Source organism: Agrobacterium sp. CGMCC 11546, assembly GCF_013365515.1.
GTDB lineage: Bacteria > Pseudomonadota > Alphaproteobacteria > Rhizobiales > Rhizobiaceae > Agrobacterium > Agrobacterium fabrum.
In genome coordinates this window covers 2,149,121-2,172,897 of sequence record NZ_CP047387.1, presented here as the reverse complement: position 1 = coordinate 2,172,897, position 23,777 = coordinate 2,149,121, and the positions used below count along the sequence as shown (strand labels likewise).

General features: G+C 59.1%; 21 protein-coding genes and 1 tRNA gene. 12 read left to right on the top strand and 10 right to left on the bottom strand.

Translation table 11 applies throughout. The annotated features are described in order from the left end of the window. Positions 1-35: 35 nt before the first annotated feature. Positions 36-112: transfer RNA gene (locus GSF67_RS10895), tRNA-Arg, on the bottom strand. Between the two features lie 522 nt (positions 113-634). Here GSF67_RS10895 and GSF67_RS10890 point away from each other — a divergent pair. Then, entirely contained in the window at positions 635-1,141 is a 507-nt protein-coding gene (locus GSF67_RS10890; protein WP_006311692.1) for a MarR family winged helix-turn-helix transcriptional regulator, read from the top strand. Between the two features lie 257 nt (positions 1,142-1,398). Then, entirely contained in the window at positions 1,399-1,662 is a 264-nt protein-coding gene (locus GSF67_RS10885) for a hypothetical protein (protein ID WP_035214893.1), read from the top strand. Positions 1,663-1,717: 55 nt separating this feature from the next. Here GSF67_RS10885 and GSF67_RS10880 read toward each other — a convergent pair whose 3' ends face one another. Both GSF67_RS10880 and GSF67_RS10875 read right to left on the bottom strand, forming a co-directional pair. After that, the gene (locus tag GSF67_RS10880; protein WP_006311695.1) at positions 1,718-2,194 is read right to left on the bottom strand and encodes a hypothetical protein; all 477 of its coding nucleotides are present in this window, start codon (positions 2,192-2,194) and stop codon (positions 1,718-1,720) included. A 73-nt stretch (positions 2,195-2,267) separates the two neighbouring features. Then, on the bottom strand, positions 2,268-3,272 hold the full coding sequence (locus tag GSF67_RS10875) for a LysR family transcriptional regulator (RefSeq protein ID WP_006311696.1): 1,005 nt from the start codon (positions 3,270-3,272) through the stop codon (positions 2,268-2,270). Between the two features lie 255 nt (positions 3,273-3,527). Between GSF67_RS10875 and chvE the strand changes: the two genes are divergently transcribed. The 4 genes from chvE (at position 3,528) to araD1 (ending at position 8,529) form a co-directional block, all read left to right on the top strand. Beyond that, positions 3,528-4,592 carry a sugar ABC transporter substrate-binding protein ChvE gene (gene chvE / locus GSF67_RS10870; protein WP_006311697.1) on the top strand — a complete coding sequence of 355 codons (1,065 nt, stop codon included), beginning with the start codon at positions 3,528-3,530 and terminating at the stop codon, positions 4,590-4,592. A gap of 90 nt (positions 4,593-4,682) precedes the next feature. Next, a complete protein-coding gene (gguA, locus tag GSF67_RS10865) occupies positions 4,683-6,221 on the top strand; it encodes a sugar ABC transporter ATP-binding protein GguA (RefSeq protein ID WP_006311698.1) in 1,539 nt (512 codons plus the stop codon). Further along, positions 6,218-7,414 carry a sugar ABC transporter permease GguB gene (gene gguB / locus GSF67_RS10860; protein WP_006311699.1) on the top strand — a complete coding sequence of 399 codons (1,197 nt, stop codon included), beginning with the start codon at positions 6,218-6,220 and terminating at the stop codon, positions 7,412-7,414. The genes gguA and gguB overlap by 4 nt, the downstream gene beginning before the upstream one ends. A 119-nt stretch (positions 7,415-7,533) precedes the next feature. Next, positions 7,534-8,529 (top strand): 2-keto-3-deoxy-L-arabinonate dehydratase AraD1, encoded by a 996-nt coding sequence (gene araD1 / locus GSF67_RS10855; RefSeq protein ID WP_035214911.1) that lies wholly within the window; start codon positions 7,534-7,536, stop codon positions 8,527-8,529. Positions 8,530-8,730: 201 nt separating this feature from the next. On the opposite strand, the gene GSF67_RS10850 is transcribed toward araD1, so the two are convergent. After that, positions 8,731-9,141, bottom strand: coding sequence for a VOC family protein (locus GSF67_RS10850; RefSeq protein ID WP_035214913.1), 411 nt, complete (start codon positions 9,139-9,141; stop codon positions 8,731-8,733). Positions 9,142-9,308: 167 nt separating this feature from the next. On the opposite strand from GSF67_RS10850, the gene GSF67_RS10845 reads away from it, so the two are divergent. After that, positions 9,309-9,824: a GNAT family N-acetyltransferase gene (locus tag GSF67_RS10845; RefSeq protein WP_006311702.1), complete on the top strand. Its 516-nt coding sequence runs from the start codon at positions 9,309-9,311 to the stop codon at positions 9,822-9,824. Between the two features lie 91 nt (positions 9,825-9,915). On the opposite strand, the gene GSF67_RS10840 is transcribed toward GSF67_RS10845, so the two are convergent. From GSF67_RS10840 to GSF67_RS10820, 5 genes are all read right to left on the bottom strand, one after another. Further along, complete coding sequence (locus tag GSF67_RS10840; protein WP_006311703.1) at positions 9,916-10,380, bottom strand: GNAT family N-acetyltransferase; 465 nt, start codon at positions 10,378-10,380, stop codon at positions 9,916-9,918. 117 nt (positions 10,381-10,497) lie between these two features. Then, on the bottom strand, positions 10,498-11,094 hold the full coding sequence (locus tag GSF67_RS10835; RefSeq protein WP_006311704.1) for a bifunctional 2-polyprenyl-6-hydroxyphenol methylase/3-demethylubiquinol 3-O-methyltransferase UbiG: 597 nt from the start codon (positions 11,092-11,094) through the stop codon (positions 10,498-10,500). A gap of 3 nt (positions 11,095-11,097) precedes the next feature. Further along, positions 11,098-11,919, bottom strand: coding sequence for a transglutaminase family protein (locus GSF67_RS10830; RefSeq protein ID WP_006311705.1), 822 nt, complete (start codon positions 11,917-11,919; stop codon positions 11,098-11,100). A gap of 21 nt (positions 11,920-11,940) precedes the next feature. After that, a complete protein-coding gene (locus GSF67_RS10825; RefSeq protein ID WP_006311706.1) occupies positions 11,941-12,882 on the bottom strand; it encodes an alpha-E domain-containing protein in 942 nt (313 codons plus the stop codon). A 3-nt stretch (positions 12,883-12,885) separates the two neighbouring features. Then, positions 12,886-14,295, bottom strand: a complete 1,410-nt coding sequence (locus GSF67_RS10820; RefSeq protein WP_035214895.1) for a circularly permuted type 2 ATP-grasp protein — start codon at positions 14,293-14,295, stop codon at positions 12,886-12,888. Between the two features lie 445 nt (positions 14,296-14,740). Here GSF67_RS10820 and GSF67_RS10815 point away from each other — a divergent pair, with 445 nt between their 5' ends. The 4 genes from GSF67_RS10815 to GSF67_RS10800 all read left to right on the top strand — a co-directional run bounded on the left by GSF67_RS10815 (position 14,741) and on the right by GSF67_RS10800 (position 18,035). Further along, a complete protein-coding gene (locus GSF67_RS10815; protein ID WP_006311708.1) occupies positions 14,741-15,637 on the top strand; it encodes a DMT family transporter in 897 nt (298 codons plus the stop codon). A gap of 78 nt (positions 15,638-15,715) precedes the next feature. Continuing rightward, positions 15,716-16,333 carry a L,D-transpeptidase gene (locus GSF67_RS10810; protein ID WP_006311709.1) on the top strand — a complete coding sequence of 206 codons (618 nt, stop codon included), beginning with the start codon at positions 15,716-15,718 and terminating at the stop codon, positions 16,331-16,333. A 235-nt stretch (positions 16,334-16,568) separates the two neighbouring features. Next, positions 16,569-16,964 (top strand): DoxX family protein, encoded by a 396-nt coding sequence (locus GSF67_RS10805; RefSeq protein ID WP_006311710.1) that lies wholly within the window; start codon positions 16,569-16,571, stop codon positions 16,962-16,964. A gap of 162 nt (positions 16,965-17,126) precedes the next feature. After that, complete coding sequence (locus tag GSF67_RS10800; RefSeq protein ID WP_006311712.1) at positions 17,127-18,035, top strand: DMT family transporter; 909 nt, start codon at positions 17,127-17,129, stop codon at positions 18,033-18,035. 90 nt (positions 18,036-18,125) lie between these two features. Here GSF67_RS10800 and GSF67_RS10795 read toward each other — a convergent pair whose 3' ends face one another. Then, positions 18,126-19,598 carry a DEAD/DEAH box helicase gene (locus GSF67_RS10795; protein ID WP_035214898.1) on the bottom strand — a complete coding sequence of 491 codons (1,473 nt, stop codon included), beginning with the start codon at positions 19,596-19,598 and terminating at the stop codon, positions 18,126-18,128. Between the two features lie 466 nt (positions 19,599-20,064). On the opposite strand from GSF67_RS10795, the gene GSF67_RS10790 reads away from it, so the two are divergent. Continuing rightward, positions 20,065-23,760, top strand: a complete 3,696-nt coding sequence (locus tag GSF67_RS10790; RefSeq protein WP_035214900.1) for a response regulator — start codon at positions 20,065-20,067, stop codon at positions 23,758-23,760. Positions 23,761-23,777 lie beyond the last annotated feature (17 nt).

The window sequence follows — 23,777 nt, the reverse complement described above, 5'->3', positions numbered from 1 at the left end:
AGATGTTTTGGCGTTTCAATGCACTAGGAAATTGATGGCGCACCCGACAGGATTCGAACCTGTGACCTTTGGAATCGGAATCCAACACTCTATCCAGCTGAGCTACGGGTGCAGCGGTCACGCTTGAATCGCGTGCAGCGGTTGGTTCATACCCCAGCTTTGTTTTTGCATCAATGTCTAAAAATCAAAGATTTGCGAAACCTTGCCTGTTTTCGGGTGGGGGCGGTTGTGGCGGCCTCGTGTGGGGTGGATCGCCGGCTTGTATGTGGCAATGCGGGCCATCCGTCGTCGATGTATTGCTTTTTTAACGGAATCAATTTTCTCTTATAAGTAGTATCTTATTGCCTGACCCGCCCGTTGTTTTGCCCCTTTTGCGAAGAGGCGACCGGATTGCGGCAATGCCCTTAAAGCCGGGTGCGGGAGGCGATTTTATCCCCTTGTAATTCACGGGTAAATAGTCATACTTTTCTTGTTTGTCGGGTGTCGAGTTTGGGTTCCGGTTTGCATAGACGGCGTTTAACTCTCAAATTATTATACAATATTAGTATCATCTACATTTATTTGGGATACAGTTTCGCAGCGTTGTCGGTTATAACTTCGACAAGGTAAGGGAACGAATCAGGCGGGGGATCGGATGGCTTTGCGACTGGCACATAGCAACGGGCCGCGGACGGAAAAGAGCGAAAGCGGCAGCGCGGAAGCCGCGCATAATACGGCAATCGACTATGGGTTGCTGACGACTGCGATCAGCTATCATTTGCGGCACTCGCAACTTGCCGTGGCAAACGGTTTTGCCGATGTGCTGGCCGAGCAGGGTTTGCGGCCGGCTGATTTTTCCGTTCTCGTCATCGTCGGCGGTAATCCGGGCCTGAAACAGAGCGATGTAGCAGAAGCGCTCGGCATTCAGCGCGCTAATTTCGTCGCGATCGTCGACAGCATGGAAGAGAAGGGGCTGCTCGTCCGCCGCAAGTCGGAAGAGGACAGGCGCGTTCATTTCCTCGACATGACGGAAGAAGGCAGCAGCCTGCTCGACCGGCTTTCCAATACATGGCGGGACCGCGAGGAAAAGCTGATTGACAGGATCGGCGGCAAGAAGGCCCGCGACCAGCTTCTGGCCCTGCTGGGACGCCTGCGCGACTGAAAATCGAAGAGGCTGACGGCAATCGAAGATCCTCGCGTCCGCAAGATGGGCGTGCAGCGTCCATGGTGCCGTTTTCCCATCGTCCGCGGCTGCGGTGACTATCTCCCGTTCCTGTTTTCACGGCAGTCTGATTGGCGGCGGGCTGAATTGCGTTGCAATTTGCCTGTGAAACCGCCAAGACGCATGGATATCTTCGCGCCCTGCGGCACGAAGCCGCGACCATGCGATCGACTGGAAAGGCCAGAGACCGGAACGCCATGCTGAATATCGATACGAGTCACCCGCTTTATCGCCCGCTATGGGTCCGGTTGCTCATCGTCGGCTTTTGCGCCGCATGGGCCGTCATCGAATTCGTCAATCGCGAGTTTTTCTGGGGAACCATCGTCGGTGGCGTCGGCGCTTATGCGGCCTATGAATTGCTGCTGAAGTTCAAACCTGCGAGTAACGCCGCTGTGTCCAAGGATGGAGCAGAGGAGCCTGCCACCGAAAGCGCGCCCACTGACAAGAACGATGCGGGCTGAAGCGGCCTCTATCTTCGGTTTGAAGCATTTCCCGTATTAATCTCACCGCCCGTTTTCAGCGGAAATGCTCGCGGGTCCGCAGCATGCGAAGCGCCTGGTCGATCAGCAGATTCGCGGCCGTCATGCGCAGGGTGGCATTGTGCCGGAATTGCGGTTTCACCCGGTCGGGATGATTGAGCCGTGCGAAAGCCCGGCGTTTTTCCGCAAGGGTTGCGACTGTATCGGTTTCCTGGATCGCCAGTTCCGCGGACACATCGGCAAGCGCGGTTTTTTCGAGATGGGCCGGCATCGGTTCCGGTTCGGGCTCTGGTTGAGGCTCCGGCGGTGGCGCAGGATCGGCCAGGAAGGCGAGATAGGCATCAAGATTGCCGTTTGCCGGCTGCGGCGCTTCTATATGGGTATCGACCACGAAACCCGAGCTGAAACCGGCAATGCGGTGGCCGGCCGGCGGTGAAGGCTCCGTGCCTTCTTCTTCTTTCTCCTGTTTCAGTCTTTCGACGACCGACTGGAAGACGGATTGTCCGAAGAGCATGCGGCTGTTCCCTGCGCCGGCCTCAATGATCCGGCTTCTATAAAGGATGAAGGTGGAGTCGGGCTTGCCGTCGTCAGGTGTTGGTCAACTTACGGCTTTCATCCAGCACCAGATCATAAAGCAGGCGGGCGCTGGGCGGCAGGACCCGGCCTTTGGTGGTAATAATGCTGTAAGGCTTGACCACGAGTTCGAAATCCGTCGACAAAATGCGGGTTCGGCCGATATCTGCCTGCTGCCCCGCAACAAATTCGGCCATGTCCTGCGCGATGGGGGCGATGGCATTGGTATTGCAGACGAGGGCAAGGGTGAGCACCACGGATGGCGTGTTGATGACGTTGCGCGGCATGGCGACGCCATGGGTGAGGAAGACATCCTCCATCGTTCTGCGCAAAAGCGCGCCGGGTGGCTGGAAGACCCAGTCGTAACCGGAGAGATCCTGCAGGGTCACGGGCTCGCCGCGCATCAGCGGGTGGCCTTCGCGCACCACCAGACAGGCGCGCTCTATGCCGATTTCGTGGATGGAGAAGAGGCCGGGATCGAAGTCATCGGGAATGCGGCCGATGATGAAATCGTGACGCGCCGCCAGCAGTTCCCGGGCCAGCACGTTGCTGCTCTCCACCTGCACGTTGATTTCGATGCCGGGATAGGTGTCCATGGCGCGCCTGATGGCGGGAACGACGAGGCTGATCGCCGGGGCGGTGACGGCGCCGATATAGACCGAACCGCCGCTGCCCGACTTCATCTGGTTGAGTTCACGGCTCGCTTCGCGCAGTTCCAGCAATATGGTGCGCGCCCGACGCGCCAGCGCCTCGCCGAATTTCGTCAGCACCACGCCGCGCGAGGCTCTCTGACAAAGCGGTGATTTGACGATTGCTTCCATTTCCGAGAGCATGCGCGAGGCTGCCGGCTGCGTCATGTTCATGGCTGCCGCGGCGGCGCTGACCTGTCCGTGCTCCTCGATCATCACGAGCATGCGCAGGTGGCTCATCTTTAATCCGGCCCGCAGCAGAGGGTTGTCTTCAAAGACGAAAAGAGCCTCTGTTGTTTGCGCCTGCTCATACACTTTTTGGTTGCTCATCCGTGGTTTTATACCCCTCATCGGTTTTTGTATCGATTTAATATATCATAATTGATATATGGAAACCGATATATTCTATTTGACAGTTATATGGATTCAGAACAATTTGCGGAATGCCGGGGAGGAGCGGCAGCTGTTTCATTTCGCAACTGCGAAATGGAGCAAGCGCAGGGCGGCTCCTTACTTGTGACGGCATGAATTTCATGGTGCACCGCAGCATGCGGGCTCCAGAGAAGGGCTCAAGGGAGAGAGTTAATGAAGTCCATTATTTCGCTGATGGCAGCTTGTGCCATCGGTGCTGCGTCCTTCGCAGCGCCGGCTTTCGCACAGGACAAGGGTTCTGTCGGTATCGCGATGCCGACCAAGTCGTCCGCACGCTGGATCGACGACGGCAACAACATCGTGAAGCAGCTGCAGGAAGCCGGTTACAAGACCGACCTGCAATATGCTGACGACGATATTCCGAACCAGCTGTCCCAGATCGAAAACATGGTCACCAAGGGCGTCAAGGTCCTCGTGATCGCGTCGATCGACGGCACGACGCTGTCGGACGTTCTGAAGCAGGCCGGCGAGCAGGGCATCAAGGTCATCGCTTATGACCGCCTCATCCGCAACAGCGGCGACGTCAGCTACTACGCAACCTTCGACAACTTCCAGGTTGGCGTTCTGCAGGCAACTTCGATCACCGACAAGCTCGGCCTGAAGGATGGCAAGGGTCCGTTCAACATCGAACTCTTCGGCGGTTCGCCTGACGATAACAACGCCTTCTTCTTCTATGATGGCGCGATGTCGGTTCTGAAGCCTTACATCGACAGCGGCAAGCTGGTCGTGAAGTCCGGTCAGATGGGCATGGACAAGGTCGGCACGCTGCGTTGGGATCCGGCAACGGCCCAGGCTCGTATGGATAACCTCCTGTCGGCTTATTACACCGACGCCAAGGTTGACGCCGTTCTGTCGCCTTACGATGGTCTTTCCATCGGCATCATCTCCTCGCTGAAGGGCGTTGGTTATGGCACGAAGGACCAGCCGCTGCCGGTCGTTTCCGGTCAGGACGCTGAAGTTCCTTCCGTCAAGTCGATCATTGCCGGCGAGCAGTACTCCACCATCTTCAAGGACACCCGCGAACTCGCCAAGGTGACCGTGAACATGGTCAACGCTGTCATGGAAGGCAAGGAACCGGAAGTGAACGACACCAAGACCTATGAAAATGGCGTCAAGGTTGTTCCGTCCTACCTGCTGAAGCCGGTTGCAGTGACCAAGGAGAACTACAAGCAGGTTCTCGTTGACGGCGGTTACTACAAGGAAGACCAGCTGAAATAAGCTGAAGACACATGCGGGGATGGCTTGGCGTCATCCCCGTTTTTCCATAAAAATAAAAACGCCGGAATTAATCGGGCGCTGGATTGCGATATGGCCAATACCATTCTCGAAATGCGGAACATCACCAAGACGTTTCCGGGCGTGAAAGCGCTTGAGAACGTCAACCTCAAGGTGAAAGAGGGTGAGATCCACGCACTCGTCGGTGAGAACGGCGCGGGGAAGTCGACCTTGATGAAGGTCCTTTCCGGTGTTTACCCCGCCGGCACCTATGAGGGCGAAATCCATTATGAAGGCGCAGTCAGGAATTTCCGCGCCATCAACGACAGTGAAGATATTGGTATCATCATCATTCACCAGGAGCTTGCACTCGTGCCGCTCCTGTCGATTGCGGAAAACATCTTCCTTGGCAACGAAGTCGCTTCGAACGGCGTCATCAGCTGGCAGCAGACCTTCAACCGTACCCGCGAACTCCTGAAGAAGGTGGGTCTGAAGGAATCGCCCGAGACGCTGATCACCGATATCGGCGTCGGCAAGCAGCAGCTGGTCGAAATCGCCAAGGCACTGTCGAAGAGCGTGAAGCTGCTCATCCTCGACGAGCCGACGGCTTCGCTCAACGAAAGCGATTCCGAGGCGCTGCTCAATCTCCTGATGGAATTCCGCAATCAGGGCATGACCTCGATCATCATTACCCACAAGCTGAACGAAGTGCGCAAGGTGGCCGACCAGATCACCGTGCTGCGCGACGGCATGACGGTGAAGACGCTCGACTGTCATCAGGAAGAAATCAGCGAGGATGTCATCATCCGCAACATGGTGGGACGCGATCTGGAAGATCGTTATCCGCCGCGTGATGTGCCGATCGGCGAGACCATTCTCGAAGTCAAGAACTGGAACGCCTATCACCAGCAGCATCGCGACCGCCAGGTTCTGCACGACATCAACGTCACCGTCCGCAAGGGCGAAGTCGTCGGAATCGCCGGGCTGATGGGGGCAGGACGCACCGAGTTTGCGATGAGCGTGTTCGGCAAGTCCTATGGCCACAGGATCACCGGCGACGTGCTGATCGACGGCAAGCCTGTCGATGTCAGCACCGTGCGCAAGGCGATCGACGCCGGTCTCGCTTATGTGACCGAAGACCGCAAACATCTCGGGCTCGTGCTTAACGACAACATCCTGCACAATACCACGCTGGCAAATCTCGCCGGCGTTTCGAAGGCCAGCATCATCGACGACATCAAGGAAATGAAGGTGGCGAGCGATTTCCGCACGCGTCTTCGCATTCGGTCATCGGGCATCTTTCAGGAAACGGTCAATCTTTCGGGTGGCAACCAGCAGAAGGTCGTGCTCTCCAAGTGGCTGTTCTCCAACCCTGATGTACTGATCCTCGATGAACCGACACGCGGCATCGACGTTGGCGCAAAATACGAAATCTACACCATCATCAACCAGCTCGCTGCCGATGGTAAAGGCGTTCTGATGATCTCATCGGAAATGCCCGAACTGCTCGGCAATTGCGACCGCATCTACGTCATGAACGAAGGCCGCATCGTCGCTGAATTGCCGAAGGGAGAGGCGAGCCAGGAAAGCATCATGCGCGCTATCATGCGCTCAGGGGAGAAGAACTCATGAGTTCGGCAAACACCACAAACGAAGAAAGCAACGTCATCTCGGTCGGGTCGTATATTCGCTCCAATATCCGCGAATACGGTATGCTGATCGCGCTCGTCGCCATCATGGTTTTCTTCCAGTTCTACACCGGCGGCATTCTGTTCCGCCCTGTGAACCTGACCAACCTCATCCTGCAGAACTCGTTCATCGTCATCATGGCGCTTGGCATGCTGCTCGTCATCGTGGCCGGGCATATCGACCTTTCGGTCGGTTCCATCGTCGCCTTCGTCGGCGCGATTGCGGCGATATTGACCGTGCAATGGGGCATGAACCCGTTTCTGGCGGCGCTGATTTGTCTCGTCATCGGCGGCATCATCGGTGCTGCCCAGGGTTACTGGATCGCCTATCACCGCATTCCGTCGTTCATCGTGACGCTGGCGGGCATGCTGGTGTTCCGCGGCCTGACGCTTTTCGTGCTCGGCGGCAAGAATATCGGCCCGTTCCCGACCGATTTCCAGGTCATCAGCACCGGCTTCCTGCCTGATATCGGCGGCATCGAAGGTCTGAACACCACGTCGATGATCCTGACGGTGCTGATTACCGTCGCGCTGTTCTATCTGGCGTGGCGCCGTCGCGTGGTGAACGTGAAGCATGGCATCGACGTGGAGCCGTTCGGTTTCTTCATCGTGCAGAATCTGCTGATCTCTGGCGCTATCCTGTTCCTGGGTTACCAGCTGTCGACCTATCGTGGCCTGCCGAACGTTCTGATCGTGATGCTGGTTCTGATCGCGCTTTACAGCTTCGTGACGCGCCGTACGACCATCGGCCGTCGCGTTTACGCCATGGGCGGCAATGAGAAGGCGACCAAGCTTTCCGGTATCAACACCGAACGCCTGAGCTTCCTCACCTTCGTCAACATGGGCGTGCTGGCCGGTCTTGCCGGCATGATCATCGCGACCCGCCTCAACTCGGCGACGCCGAAGGCAGGCGTGGGCTTCGAGCTTGACGTGATCGCGGCCTGCTTCATCGGCGGTGCTTCGGCCTCCGGCGGTGTTGGCAAGATCACCGGTGCTGTTATCGGTGCCTTCATCATGGGTGTCATGAACAACGGCATGTCGATCGTCGGTCTCGGCATCGACTTCCAGCAGATGGTCAAGGGCCTCGTGCTGCTCGCCGCCGTATTCTTCGACGTCTACAACAAGAACAAGGGCTGATCGGCCCAACTCCTATCGCAGTCAAAAAAGTGGCCGGTTTCCGGCCACTTTCATAAGATGCAGGTGCAATGCACCGCGTAGAAGAGACAAGGCGCGTTGCGCCGGAGGAAGGAAATCCCGTGCTCATTTCACAGATCAAAGATGCCAGTGGCAACATCACCGTCGCGGTTCGCGAAGACGGCGGGCAGGCGCGCGCCGTCAAGGGTGCAGCCTCGGTTTATGCGCTCGCCATGGAAGCCGCCAATGGCGGCAAGAGCCTTGCCGATGTCGTGTCTGCCCATGGTCTGGGCGACGCCGTCGATCTCGACAAGGCCTATGCCGAAGGCCGTTTCCTGCCGCCGATTACCCATCCCGATCCGGCGCATCTGCATCTGACCGGCACGGGCCTGACCCATCTCGGTTCTGCCGCGACCCGCGACAGCATGCACAAGAAGACCACGGAAGCCGCCGAAGAAAGCCTGACGGATTCCATGAAGATGTTCCGCATGGGTCTAGAAAACGGCAAGCCGAAGGCTGGCGAAAAGGGCGTTCAGCCCGAGTGGTTCTACAAGGGCAACGGCCATGTGGCGGCGGCACCGGGTGCAGCTCTCACCTCGCCATCCTTTGCGCTCGATGGCGGCGAAGAGCCTGAGATGGCGGGCATCTATGTGATTTCCGACAAGGGCGAGGCTGTGCGTATCGGGTTTGCCGTCTCGAACGAGTTTTCCGACCACGTCACCGAGCGGGTCAACTACCTCTACCTCGCCCATTCCAAGCTGCGCCCGGCCAGCTTCGGCCCGGAAATCCGCGTCGGCGCAGCACCGTCGGATATTCGCGGCACCTCGCGCATCCGTCGCGGCGACAAGGTGATCTTCGAAAAGCCGTTCGTTTCGGGTGAGGACAACATGTCCCACACCTTTGCGAACCTCGAATATCACCACTTCAAATATGGCCTGTTCCGCGCGCCTGGTGACGTGCATGTGCACATGTTCGGCACGGCAACGCTCTCCTTCGCGGAAGGCATCAAGCCGGAAGCGGGTGACGTGTTCGAAATCGAGGCAGCCGGTTTCGGCCTGCCGCTGAAGAACCCGCTGGCGGTGGAGTCGGAAGAAGAGATCGTAGTTCGGCAGATCTGATCTGACGGACTGCGTATGACAATGGTCGAGGGTGGGGCGCCCTGCGTCACTCCCCCTCGACGTCATCCTCGGGCTTGTCCCGAGGATCTGCAAGCGATTGATTTTACGCGACGTGGTTAGATCCCCGGGACAAGCCCGAGGATGACGGAGGAGAGGATCGCCGTTTCTTTCTCGACCGTTGTGTGACAGGTGGTCCGGACTTCACTCGAATCCCCACAGCTTGCCTTCCCCGACCTCTACCGAATTCCCTGCGGGATCGCGGATATAGACGGAATAGCTGCCATTCGGCCAGCGATGGTAGTGCTCGACGGGAATCTCATGCGCCTCGAAGCGCGCCTTCCATTTGTCCACTTCCGCTTTGTCGTCAGCGTAGAAACAGAAATGGCCTTGCCCCACCGCCCCATGGCGGGGAATGGGGTTATTGGCGTCTGCCCGGCTTGATTCCTGCGGATCGAAGAGCAGCAGCATCTGCCGGCCACATTTGAAGAAAACCAGCTGGCCGGGCAGTTTCAGCACCATTTCAAGCCCGAACACGTCCCGGTAAAATGCCTCGGCGGCGTCCAGATCATCCGCATAGAGCGCGGTTTCCATAATGGCGGATGGTGGTTTCATCATCGTCCTCTTCCCATGATGATAAGTTTTCGAGTGCCGCCCGACATCCATATGCCATGGTCACGGCGATTAGAACATTGGTGGTGGCTGTTTCTCCGGTGTTGCAGATCGGCTATGGAATTGGGGCACCTCTCGATACAGATGGCTGATGAAAGACGGAGTTCAAGGTGGATGAAACAACTATAAGGCGGCTGACGGAGGAGGATGTGGACATCTTCCGCGCGATGCGGCTCGAAGCTCTCCGGACCGAACCTGCGGCCTATGCGAGCACGGCAGCCGACTGGGAGAAGCTGTCGGCAGACGAATGGCGGACGCGGCTGACCCAGAATAATGTGTTCGCGGCGTTCTGGAATGATGCGCCCGTGGGGATCATGGGATTGATGCGCCAGGGTTCGAGCAAGATGGCTCACAGGGCGACGCTGATCATGGTTTACGTGCGGGCCGAAGCACGGGGAACCGGCATTGCCCGTGCGCTTCTGGAGGCCGTGAAGTCTTTTGCAGGCGACAACGGCATCCGCCAGATCGAGCTTGCAGTGAGCGCTGAAAACCCCGCCGCTGCCAGCTTTTATAAACGGGCAGGTTTTTCGCAGATAGGATGCGTGCCGGGCGGGATTTTGCACGAGGGCCGGGAAATCGACGATATCATGATGGCCTGTCGTGTGGATGCCGAAGGCAAAGAATAGGAATAGGAAGCAGCCGGTAACATCGCGCGGTCCTGCCCGCCGGATCGGCGGCCTGGGCGGCCCGGCAGGTGTTTCGCGGGTGTGCTGCCGCTCAGATATTCGTGCTGAAAGTCAGCACCGTCAGATCATGTTTGCCGACGCCGCGTTCCAGAACGGTCCAGCCGCAATTGATGTAATAGGTTTCGAGATCGCGCTGGCAGCAGAGATAGCTGGTCTCATGACCGAGTTCGGCGGCCCTTTGCGTTGCGGCCTGCATCAGGGCGCGGGCAACGCCTGAGCGCCGCCTGCCTTCTTCTACCCAGAGAGCGGCAACCCATGGCAAATATTGCGGGCGCTCCTCCAGATCGCAATGGATGAGGAAGGCGGAGCCGACATAGTCATCGCCATCATGGGCGACGAAGCCGGTGGGCAGCTTATGGGGGTTGGTCATGTCCTGCAGGTGCTCGGCGACGTCCCCGACCTTGAGGCCGCTATCCTGCCACCATGCCGTCCAGACGCGCTCCGCGATGGTGGGGCCATGGGACTGGCAGTCGCGATAGTCGGAAATCCTGTACAAAACCCTCTCCCGTCCAGCCTGCCACGAGCGGGTTTAGGCTGGAGCATGCATGCAAATCGATGCCGCGATTTAAACGGTCGAGAGGTGCTTTCGCAACCGCCAACTTGCCGCGCCGGGTCAGGCTTTCGTGGCCGTCACATGCAGCCAGTCGGTGGGAAGCTTGTCATAACCGCTGCCCTGCCGGGCTTCGATCTCCACCTCCGTCCAGGCGAATTGCCCGTAGGTTTCCTCAAGCCAGGCTTTGGAAGGATAGTTGTAATAACGGCCGAAGGTGTCGCGGCCTTCCGCTTCTCCCGCCTTGAAGCTCGCATAAAAAACGCCGCCCGGTTTGAGCGCCGTGTGGATGCGGCCGATAATGCCCGGCAGGGCAGGGCGGGGCACATGCAGCAGGCAGGCATTGGCCCATACGGCATCATAAAGCGCCGCGTCTTCAATATTCTCGAACAGCAATGTTCTGACGGGAATGCCGAGCCGGGCTTGCGCTGCCTTTGCGATGTCAGGCGTTCCATCGGTGGGGTGAACATCGAAACCGGCGGACAGCATGTATTCGCTGTCCTGTCCGCCGCCGCATCCCAATTCTAGGATTTTCGCGCCGGGTCGCAGTCGCGCCAGGAATGTCTCCAGATGCGGGCGGTCCGGGGCCTGCCCCCGTGACGTATAGGCCGTGGCATGGCCGCTATAAAAGCCGATCGTCTCGTCGTCCCTAGCGGTCATGTCTCAACTCTGCGACTGGCTCTGGCTCTGTGACTGCTGCACGGTGACCGATACATTCAGGGTTTCACCGGCCGGGCCGATGCGCATGCCTGATATCGGCGCGCAATCGCGGTAGCAGAGGCCGGATGAGATGCGCACGTAACGGTCATCGGGGCAGATATTGTTGGCGGCGTCGAAGCCGACCCAGCCCAGCCCCTGAAGATGCACCTCGGCCCAGGCGTGGGTGGCCGTCTGTTCCGCCACGTCTTCCATCATCAGATAACCGGAAACATAACGGGCGGGCAGGCCCATCAGCCGGGCGGCGGAAATCAGGATATGAGCATGATCCTGACAGACGCCCTTGCCGGCTTCCAATGCCAGTTCGGCCGTGGTTTCGGTGTCGGTCGAACCCGGCACGTATTCCACCTTGCTGTTGATCTTCTCCATAAGGTCGTGCAGACGCTCAAGCTCGGTGTCGCCCGTGCTGACCTTCACCAGTTCGCGCACCAGTTTGCCCGGCTTGGTCAGCGGCGTCTCGCGCAGGAACAGCCATAGCGGCGCATTGCCAATATGAGGGCCGACCATGCCGGCCTTGTCCTCGGTGGTGACGAGGCCGCTCGCCACGACCTTGACCTTGCGTTGCGGGCCTTCCGTTTCCACCAGCGCGACCCGGTTGCCGAAATGGTCGTCATAGGTCACCTCGACGGTGGCGCCATCGACCGAGACATCCCAGTCCTCCACCGTCTGGCACGGGCCGGTCTGTGGCGTCAGGCGCAGCCGTTGCAACGCGTAGGGCATCGGCTCGTCATAGACATATTCGGTCGTATGGGTGATTTTCAGACGCATAAGCTGTCCCCGTCCACGCGCTTATAGATAAAAGCGGTAGCCTTCCATGATTTCCTGCCCCAGCTGGCCGTTCCGGTTGACGAATCTCTCCAGAAACTCGTGCAGACCTTCATCCATGACACGGGCGATGGTCGTCTTGCGCAGGCTGTCGCGGATGCTTTCCGCCGTCTCATGCGCCTTGTGCCTTTCGCCGTAATCCTCGGCGATGTAATTGAGGTTGCTGGCGATCTTCTCGTAACAATAGGCAAGCGAGCGCGGCATGCGGCCGTTGAGAATGAGGAAGTCGGCAATGTTGGCCGGCTTGTATTCCGCATCATAGACCCAGCCATAGGAGCGGTGCGCCGAGACCGAGCGCAGGATGGATTCCCATTGCGCATTGTCGAGCGAGGAGCCCACATGCGCCACGGCCGGCAGCAGCACGTAATATTTGACGTCGAGGATGCGGGCCGTGTTGTCGGCCCGCTCGATGAAGGTGCCGATGCGGGAGAAATTATAGAGATCGTTGCGCAGCATCGAACCGTGGAAAGCGCCGCGCACCAGACCGGCGCGATGTTTGATGACATCGATGGTCTGCGGCAGCTCGGCGTGGCTGAGCTTGCGGCCGAGGATGTTCTTCAGCTCGATCCAGAATTCGTTGGTGGCTTCCCATGTCTCGCGCGTCAGCGCCGTGCGCACCATGCGGGCATTGTTGCGGCCCGCCTCGATGCAGGACATGACGCTGGAAGGGTTTGCCTTGTCCCGCAGGAGATAATCTATCGCATTGGCCGCCGTCACTTTTTCGCGCGTTTCGAGGAATTCCTCGTGCACACCGGCGCTCTGCAACACACCGTCCCAGTCCTCATCGCCGCTGCCACTGCGCGTCAGTGAAACGCGCAGGCCAGCATCGATCAGCCGGGCGATGTTTTCAGCGCGCTCTATATACCGGAACATCCAGTAGAGCCCGTTTGCCGTTCTGCCCAGCATGGCTTAATCCTCCAGTACCCATGTATCCTTGGTGCCGCCGCCCTGGCTGGAATTGACCACCAGCGAACCCTGCTTGAGGGCCACGCGGGTCAGGCCGCCGGGGATGATCTTCACCTTGTCCGACACCAGCACATAGGGACGCAGATCGACATGGCGCGGCGCGATGCCGTTCTTGACCATGATCGGCACGGTGGAGAGCGACAGCGTCGGCTGCGCGATGTAGTTGGAGGGGCGGGCTTTCAGCTTTTCGGCAAACAGCGCCCGTTCCTTCTTCGACGCGGTGGGGCCGACCAGCATGCCGTAACCGCCCGAACCGTGGACTTCCTTGACGACCAGTTCGGCAAGGTTGTCGAGCACATATTTCAGGCTGTCCGGCTCCGAACAGCGCCAGGTGGGCACGTTTTCGAGAAGCGGCTTGCGACCGGTATAGAATTCGACGATCTCAGGCATGTAGGAATAGATTGCCTTGTCGTCGGAAATGCCGGTGCCGGGGGCATTGGCGATGGTGATGTTGCCGGCGCGATAAACATCCATGATGCCGGGCACGCCAAGTGCCGAATCCGACCGGAAGGTCAAGGGATCAAGGAAGTCGTCATCGACGCGGCGGTAGAGCACGTCGATCGCCTCGTAACCGCGCGTGGTGCGCATCTTGACCTTGCCGTCCATGACGCGCAGGTCCGACCCTTCCACCAGCTCCACGCCCATCATGTCGGCGAGGAAGGAATGTTCGTAATAGGCGGAATTGTAGATGCCGGGGGTAAGGATGGCGACGCGCGGCTTGTCGGTGCAGCCGGGCGGTGCCAGCGAGGCGAGCGACTGGCGCAGCTGATAGGGGTAATCCTCGACCCGCCGCACCTTGTTCTCATGGAAGAGTTCCGGGAACATCTGCATCATCGTCTCGCGGTTTTCCAGCATGTAGCTGACACCGGATGGCGTGCGGGCATTGTCTTCCAGGACGTAGAACTGGTCTTCGCCGGTGCGGACGATATCCGTGCCGACAATGTGGGTGTAAACGCCGCCGGGCGGCGTGAAGCCGATCATTTCCGGCAGGAATGCGACATTCTTCTCGATGATCTCCCGGGGAATGCGGCCGGCGCGGATGATTTCCTGCTTGTGGTAGATGTCGTCAAGGAAAGCGTTGAGGGCGAGAACGCGCTGTTCGATACCCTGGGCCAGTTTGCGCCACTCACGCCCGGAGATGATGCGCGGAATAATATCGAAGGGGATCAGTTTTTCTGAACTGTCGGCGTGGCCGTAGACCGCGAAAGTAATGCCGGTTTTTCGAAAGATGTTTTCCGCGTCTTTTGACTTCTGGATCAGGTGCGCCCTGTCCTGCCGGCTGTACCATTCGTTATAGTTTTCATATGGGCTTCGCGGCGCGTTGTCCGCATTTATCATTTCGTCAAATGCCAACTTCGATGTCCCCTTTTTTGCCATATGAATACAACGAGAAATGCAATGCAAGAACTATGCGGAGGCCTCCGTGAAGATTTTTTACCGCCCTAGAGTTTTAAAAAAGAAGCGTTTTTTCGGTGTTTGCTTATAAATGCAGCACGGGTAGATTGGTTGCGCGCTGTAGCGGGATCGAAGCGAGCGATCGGCCTGTGTGCAGCGTGGGCGAACGCACAAATTTTACTCGTTCGCTTTCGGTTGAAAGATCGCGGATTTCGCATCAGAAAATCTGAAAGATGTGATCACAAAAACACCTTTGACCTTTCATGGCGAGGGGGATAGCGCCTTGCTGACCGGCCCTGATCATTTGCCGGTTCGCGCCTGGCCGCAGAAAGAACAATTCGCCGCATCGCGCCCGTCGGGAGCAATAGCCCGTGGCATTGTCGTGCGGCACAGGAGATGCTCAATGTCGCTCGACCGTCTGGCTCCGGCCATCTTCGTCTTTCTCTGGTCGACCGGCTGGGTCACTGCCAAATATGCCGTCTATTATACCGGGCCGCTGACCTTCCTTTGTCTGCGTTATCTGCTGGCTGGCCTGCTATTATGGGCGATCTGCCGGTTTTCCGGCATTTCGTGGCCGAAGCAGCGTGCCGATGTCCTGCGGGCGATCCTCTCCGGTGTGTTTCTGCATGGCATTTATCTCGGCATGATCTGGTGGGCAATCGGGCAGGGCGTGCCTGCCGCGATCGGCGGCATCATCGCCGGCCTGCAGCCGCTGATGACGGCGGTGGCCGCCCGCTTCATGATTGGGGAGAGAATTTCGCCACTGCAGCGCGCGGGTCTCCTGCTCGGTTTTGCCGGCATCGCCATTGCCGTGCTGCCGAAGGTGATGGCTACCGGTGCGCTTGGCATGTCGGTGCCGCTTTATGCCGTGGCGGTGAATGTGCTGGGCATGGTGTCGGTGACCTATGGCACGCTCTACCAGAAGAAATATGTCCATGGCGGAAACATCATGGCCGTGGCGACATTGCAATATGTCGGCGCGCTGCTGGTCACCGTTCCCTTCGCGCTTTTGCTGGAAGATGGGCATGTGGACTGGAGCCTCGGGCTCGCCGCCACGCTTGGCTGGTCCGTGGGTGCGATTTCCATCGGTGCGGTGGCGCTGCTTCTTTATCTGATCCGGCGCGGGCAGGTCTCACGCGCTGCCTCGCTGATCTATCTGGTGCCGCCGCTGGCCGCCGTGGAAGCCGCCGTGCTTTTCGGGGAAACCCTGACGCCGGCCATGATCGCCGGCACGGTTCTGGCGGTGACGGGGGTTTATCTCGCCAATCGCAAACCTGCGGCGTCGGTTGCGGTACGTTAATTACTGCAACCTCATATTAGAGATTTGTTAACCATAAAATTATACCTCTCGTTAATCACATGATTTGGCGGGGGTTATATGTCTATTTCACGTCGTGGTGTTCTGTTCGGACTGCCGCTGTTTCTGGCTGGCTGCGCGCACACCGGTATTGGCGAGCAGAGGCTCAATTATGCGGCAAAACCGGAAGAGAAGTTTCCGCTTCCCGCCATGCATCTCGATAAGGTCAAGCCGGAACTGCGCCGGCAGGAGGTCACCTATGACACCAGCCATCCCGCCGGAACGGTGGTGGTGGATACACCGGCGCGGCGGCTGTATTATGTTATGGGCGAGGGTCGCGCCATGCGTTACGGCGTCGGCGTCGGCCGGCAGGGGCTTGCGCTGAAGGGCGATGCCTATATCGGCCGCAAGTCCGAATGGCCTTCCTGGACGCCGACCGCAAACATGATGCGCCGTGATCCGCGTAATCTGAAATTCGCCGGCGGCATGCCTGGTGGCCCCAACAACCCGCTCGGCGCACGGGCGCTTTATCTTTATCGCGGCGGCAACGACACCATGTTCCGTCTGCACGGAACCAACCAGCCGCAATCCATCGGCCACGCCATGTCGAGCGGCTGCATCCGCATGCTGAACCACGACATCATCGATCTTTACAGCCGCGTGCCTGTCGGCTCCAGGGTCGTGGTGCTGCAAGCCTGACGGGGAGGCGGATTTTTCCGCCTTTGCCACGCGAAAAAATGCCTGTATCCTTGGGTTGATTTTTTCCACATAAGTCTGGTTTTATGGTGGAAAATCAACCATGTGTAGAATGACTCCCTTTATGTATTTAAGGGATTTCTGCTATATCGGAAATGTGATTTTCGGTGTTCGAGACGTGTATCCATAAAGGCATGATTGCGCTGTATCGAGCGTCGCACCACTTCAACGGGGACACATGAACATGGCAATTCTAGACAATCTCTCCCGCTATCGCCCGCAGGCACTCGGGGCGCTGCGGATCATGACGGCGCTGCTTTTCATTTCGCACGGAACGCAGAAGCTGTTCGGTTTCCCGGCATCGCAGATGGACGGCTCCCTGCCGACGATGCTGCTGGTGGCGGCACTTCTGGAAGCCGTTGGCGGCCTTCTCGTGCTGGTCGGCCTGTTCACACGCCCGGTCGCCTTCATCCTGTCCGGCCAGATGGCTGTCGCTTATTTCATGGCGCACGGGCCGAAGAGCTTCTTCCCGGCCCTGAATGGTGGTGATGCTGCCATCCTGTTCTGCTTCATCTTTCTGTATCTGGTGTTTGCCGGTGCGGGCGCTTTCTCGGTGGATGAACGCCGGGCCTGATCGCCCGCCGTCATCACCGATCTTTATTGAGGCCCCGCATGGCTGGAACCATGCGGGGCCTCATTGTATTGATGCGGCGGAAACTTCGGTCTTCACCGAAGCATAGATGCTTGGTTTCGGGTTAGGAACGGTTCATCCTGAACGCAGCTGGAAAATTGATCCGTGACCCCTCAGAACACCATCGCCCGTGAGTTGCTATTTCTCGCCCTGCTGTCCACGCTGTGGGCCGCGTCCTACACGTTCATCAAGATCGGGGTGGAGACCATTCCGCCCTTGACCTTCATTGCAGCAAGAACCCTTATTGCCGGTCTCCTGCTCTTGGTGGTCATCCGGCTGCGCGGGCTGCGGTTGCCGCGCGATCCCGCAACGTGGCGGCTTTTCTTCGTTCAGGCCTGCATCAACAGCGTGTTACCTTTCACGCTGATCGCCTGGGCGGAACAGAGCATCGATGCCGGGCTTGCCGTCATTCTTAATGCGACGACACCGATCTTCACCTTCCTTCTCACCGCGCTCGTCATCCGGCATGAGGCGGTGAGCGGGCGCAAGCTGTTCGGCACGATTGCCGGCATGGCGGGTGTTTGCCTCATCATCGGCGTGGAAGCGCTTGGTGGGGCAGGGGATGCGATATGGAGCCAGCTTGCGGTGCTGACGGCGGCATTTTCCTATGCCTGCGCTGCCATTTTCAGCAAAAACTTCAAGGGCCTCGATCCTGTCATGCCTGCCGCCGGCTCGTTGATCTGCGGCGCGGTACTGTTGTTGCCGGTCAGCCTGATCGTTGACCGGCCCTGGACATTGTCGCCTTCGGCGGCGTCGTTAACGGCACTTGTGTGCCTCAGCGTCTTTTCCACCGCGCTTGCCTTCATGATCTATTTCCGGCTGATGCAAACGCTGGGCTCGGTGGGCACCACCTCGCAGGCCTATCTCCGGGTGCCGGTCGGGGTCGCCATCGGCATGGTGTTTCTGGGGGAAGTGCCGACGTCAGCCATGTGGGTGGGGCTGGTCTGCGTGATCGCAGGCGTGCTGGCCATGACCTTGCCGTCAAGACGTCGACCGGCGACGCAGGGCGGTTGAAGACAAAGAAAAACCCCGCGGGCGGATTGCCTGCGGGGCTTTGATTGGCGAGCGCGGCAATGCCGAGCGTCCGCGACCCTGGCTTAACAGTTAGCGGTTACGGCCGCGATTGCCGTTGCCGGAAGCACGCTTTTCCTGGCCGTTGCCGCCAGCAGGTGCGTGGCGGTTGGCGCCGCTGCCGCCTGGCTTGCGGGCGGGGCGGCGCTGCTTGCGCGGGCCGGCCGGACGGCCTGCGTCGCCTTCAGCCTGCTTAACGCGCTTGAAGTCGGAGGTTACTTCCAGATCGTTGTCCGCATCACGCGGCGCGTGGTTGCGGGACGGGCGGGATTCGCCGTTGTGACGTCCACCTTCACGCGGGCCGCGCGGCTGGCCGCCATTGTTGTTGCGACCGCCACGGTTGTTATTGGGGCGTGTCGGGCTTGCAAGACCAGCCGGACGTTCGCCAGACGCAACCGGGATATCGATCTTCATCAGCTTTTCGATATCGTGCAGCAGGCGGGTTTCGTCCGGAGCGCAGAAAGCGATGGCGATGCCGTCGCGGCCGGCGCGGGCGGTACGGCCGATGCGGTGAACGTAAGCATCCGGCACTTCCGGCAGGTCGTAGTTGAAGACGTGCGTTACGGCCGGGATATCGATGCCGCGGGCAGCGACGTCGGTCGCGACCAGAACCTTGATCTCACCATCCTTGAAGCCCTTCAGTGCCCGCTCGCGCTGGCCCTGGCTCTTGTTGCCGTGAATGGAGGCGACCTTGAAGCCGATATGTTCGAGATGCTTGTAAAGCTTCTCCGCGCCGTGCTTGGTGCGCAGAAACACGATGGAGCGGCCATCCGGGTTCTCGTTGAGCGACTTCTTCAAAAGATCGGTCTTGTCGTTCTTGCCGGCGACGAAATGCACGTACTGCTCGACCTTGTCGGCAGCCTTGCCCGGAGGTGTCACCTCGACCTTGATCGGGTCGGTCAGGAAGTTGCTGGCAAGCTCGGAAATGGCCTTCGGCATGGTGGCCGAAAACAGCAGCGTCTGGCGCTTGGGCGGAACCATGCGGGAAATCTTGCGCAGATCATGGATGAAGCCGAGATCGAGCATCTGGTCGGCTTCGTCGAGAACGAGATACGTCACCTTCGAGAGCGAGATGGCGTTGCGGGCGATGAGGTCCAGCAGGCGGCCGGGGGTCGCCACGAGGATGTCAGTGCCCTTTTCGAGCTGAAGCTGCTGCTTGTTGATCGACGCGCCGCCAACAACCTGGTTGATGCGCAACGGCGTCTTCTTCACGAAGGAACGCAGGTTGTCGCCGATCTGGTTCACCAGTTCGCGGGTCGGTGCAAGGATCAGCGTGCGGGTGGTGCGATTTGCCGGACGATCCGCCTGCTTCATCAGCATTTCGATGATCGGCAGCCCGAAAGCGGCCGTCTTGCCGGTGCCGGTCTGTGCGAGGCCGATCAGGTCACGGCCTTCGAGCAGCAGCGGAATGGCTTTCGCCTGAATGGGGGTAGGGGTCGTATAGCCAAGCTGGGTAACACTGGCCACAATCTTTTCGGAGAGGCCGAGTTCGCTAAAACTGGTCAATATATATTGCCTTTCGGGGCGCCAAAACAAACTCATCCGGAGCAGTGCTGCTGTCCGGTGGCTTCGGCGTCAAGAACCCCGCGTGAATTGGGAACTTGTGGGTTGGAATAACTTTCTGCGCATCAGTGCGGCAATTGCCGTCTTCTGTATTCGTTGCGCTTTTCCTACATGCGGTCCAAGGGGGTCTTGGTTCATACGCTGCAGCTCACGCGGCTGCCGAAGGTGAAAGCTTGACGGGGATGTGGGCGTTTTGTGCGTCAAAGTCAAGCGATAGTTTTGTAACGATGCCGCCCGACAGCGCATGGCAGCCATGCGCATCGGTTGCCGGCTATCACCGGAACGTGGGTCCAAAGGCGAAGAATTATGGTTAAAAAAGGGTAACGCGACCTGCGGATACATAGCAAAGATCGATTTTCTCACATAACGTTTTTTACGACGGCATCCGGAAATATTTGATTCGACAGGGATGGACTGCCGAGGTGTGGAGTATCGATTGACCGAAGGCTGCGGGTTGCTGGAAAAAGCATGCAGGGCCGTTGCCGCCCTGGAGCTGCCCGCGTGCATCAAGGACGGCGAGCTGCGTTATGTCGTGGTCAACGAGGCCTATGGCCGGGTCATGGGTCGCGCGCCTTCGGCATTCGAGGGCCAGACCAGTCTTTCACTCTCCGGCGATATCCGCGATGCCGAGCGGGAAGATCGCGAGCGACGGTCTCTGGTTTTCGCAACGGACGAGGCAATCGCCTGCCATGCCGCGCTTTCCGCGCAATCGCATATGCTTCGCTGCGAACGCTTTATCGGCGATGACGGCAGCCTTTTCCTGTTCGAAGTGTTCGAGGAGATGCCGTCGGCTGTTTCGCGCAAGTCCGCGGCGGTGGGCGGCGCATCGGATATTTTGTTCAGCAGCGGCGTCATGGATTTCATCGATGCCGGCATCGTCGTTTATGACCGGGATAATCAGCTGGTCTATTGTAACGCGCGGTTCGCAGAGTTTTACAGCGATCTCGACATCGAGCTGAAACCCGGCATCCGCCTCGAAGCATTGATGAAAACGCTATATTCTTCGAGCGTATATCGTTGTGCGGAGAATGACGGTCCGTCTTTTGAAGACTGGATGCAGAAGCAGTTGCATGATTTTTCTCTGCCCTATCTCGAAAGGGTGGAGCAGTTCGCCGATGGCCGCTGGGTGCGCATGGTCAATAAGCGCCTGGAAAACGGCGTGCTTGTCGGGCTCAGGGTAGATGTGACCGAGTTCAAGGCGCATGAGACGCTTTTAAGCACACAGATTCGCGAGACATGGCTGCTGCGTGCTGCCCTCGAGCAATTGCCGGTCGGGGTGTTTTTGAGGGATCAGGACAGGCGGCTGACCTATGCCAACGCCGCCTATAACACGTTCCTCGGCGGCAATCTTGCCGACCATATCGGCAAGACCGAAACGGAAATGTTTCCGCAGAACGGCCCGCGGTTCCGGCAGGAAAACGAACGGATTTTGCAGACCGGAGAGGCGATCGAACGGACGGGAAACATGCCCTGGCGCGACGGTGGGGCGGTCCCCGTCATCACCCGCCTCGGCCGGGTCGCGACACCCGACGATGAATATTATCTGGTGGGTTCGGTCACCGACGTCAGCCTGTTGCAGGACCGGGAAAAGGCGCTGATCGCCGCGCAGGCCGAGGCCGAGGCGTTGCACCGGCAGCTCCAGGCGGTTCTCCGCGCCCTGCCCGTGGGCGTGCTTCTGCTCAACGCCGATCTCGTCATCGAATATGTCAATCCGTTCTTCTACCAGGTCTGGGGTGAGATCGGCGGCGAGAAGTCGCTTGTCGGCAAGAGCTATCGCGAATTCATGGAGATGAATTTCGACAGCGGCCTTTATGACTATGGCGACAGACCTTTTGATGACGTCTATGAGGAGCGGGTGCAGCGGCTTCTGAAAGCGGACGCCTTCGCCCCCCGCGAGGTGCGCAGCAAAAGCGGCAAGGTCACCGTGATCTCGAAAACCCGTCTCGAAGGCGGGAAGATCCTCAGCACCTATGCCGATGTGACCGATGTGCGCATGCGCGACGCCGAGATCAGCAAGGCCAAGGCGGAACTGGAACGCGTCGGCGAATATATGCAGGGCGCCACACGCGCCATGGCGCAGGGGCTGGTACTGGTCGAGCAGGGCACGATCATCATGTCCAACGAGGCGATGGCGAGGATGTTCGATGTGCCGCTGCATCTCCTGGAAAAGGGCCGCAACTGGGCCGGCTTCTTTGCCCATTGCGCGGGGCGCGGCGATTTCGGCACGGCCGCGGAGGCTGGCGAGACGCTGCGGATCTGGAGAGAGAATATCGCGGCCAACAGGCCGTTTTCCTGGCTTGTCCACGTTGCCGGCAAAAGCTGGCTCAACCTGGAGGCCACCAACAGTTCCGGCAATTACTGGCTGATCATCGTCACAGATGTGACCGAGATGAAGGTGCGCGAGGAGGAGTTGCAGCGGCTGCTTTCGCGTGCGGAGGCCGCGGACAGGGCCAAATCGGAATTTCTGGCCAATATGAGCCATGAAATCCGCACGCCGATGAACGGCGTGCTTGGCATGGCGGAGCTTCTGGCCAAGTCCAAGCTCGACACGCGCCAGAAGACCTTTACCGACATCATCGTCAAGTCAGGCAATGCGCTGTTGACGATCATCAACGACATTCTCGATTTCTCCAAGATCGAGGCGGGGCAGATGAAGCTGCGCAGCGTGCCTTTTGATCCCGCTGAGGCAGTGGAGGATGTGGTCTCGCTCCTGTCCTCGGCGGCGCTGGAAAAGGACATCGAGCTGATCGTTCGCATTGATGCCTCGGTGTCCGGCAAGGTCATCGGCGATGCCGGCCGGTTCCGCCAGATCGTCACCAATATCGTCGGAAATGCCGTCAAGTTCACCGAAACCGGGCATGTGCTGGTCGAGCTTTCGGCGCAGTCGGCGGAGGCGTCGGAAAGCATTTTTTCACTGCGTGTCGAAGACAGCGGCATCGGCATTCCGGTCGACAAGCTGGAAACGATCTTTGACAAGTTCAGCCAGGTCGATGGTTCCGCGACACGGCGGCACGAGGGAACGGGGCTGGGCCTAGCGATCACGGTAGGCCTCGTCGGCCTGTTCGACGGCAAGATCAATGTCGTCAGCGAGGTCGGCAGGGGCTCGGCCTTCGAGGTCGATATTCCGTTTCAGGTGATGGAGCGACGGCGGGACGTGCCGCTGCTTTCCGTGGCGATCGATGATATCCGGGTGCTTGTCATCGACGATAATGACGTCAACCGCCGCATCCTGACCGAGCAGCTTCGCAGCTGGGGTATAGATGGCCACGCGGTGGAGAATGGGCCTTCCGGCATCGCCGTGTTGCAGGAAGCGGCGTCTCTCGGCTTTGCCATCGACGCCATCATCCTCGATTATCATATGCCTGTCATGAACGGGCTCGACGTGGTGGAGCGTATCCGGGCTGATAAGCGCTTTGACGATATTGCCATTGTTTTCCTGACCTCGATGGATGTGGTGGGCGACGAGACGCTGTTTACCGATCTCAGCGTGCAGGCGCATCTGATGAAACCGGCGCGGGCCCGGCTGCTGCGCTCCACCCTGTTCGACGTGGTGCGCGATGTGCGGCTGAAGCGCATCCGTCAACATCCGCTTGCGCAGGGGACGGGTGGAGAGAAAGCCCGGCCGGAAAGCCGGCCCGCCGAAAAGAAGCAACGAGCTGAGGCTCCGGCCACGGTTCCCGAACGTAGCCGGCCGTGCCTTCTCGATGTGCTGGTGGCCGAGGATAACGACGTCAACCAGATTGTTTTCAGCCAGATCTTGCAGCAGGCAGGCCTGCGCTTCCTGATCGTCGGTAATGGCAAGAGGGCCGTTCAGGCATGGGAGGAGTATAATCCCGCCCTCATTCTGATGGATGTATCCATGCCTGTCATGAACGGGCACCAGGCGACACAGGCCATTCGCGCTGCCGAGCAGGCGGCCGGTGATAGCCGGCATGTGCCTGTCATCGGCGTCACCGCCCATACGCAGGAGGCGGACCGGGAGCGCTGCCTGGAGGCGGGCATGGATGATTATCTGTCGAAGCCGATCAGCCCCGAAAGCCTCGAAGATAAGATCGCGCAATGGCTGGGCGAGAACGTGCTGCGGCGGGATGCTCCGGGCGTGTGAATATCCGGCGTCATTTT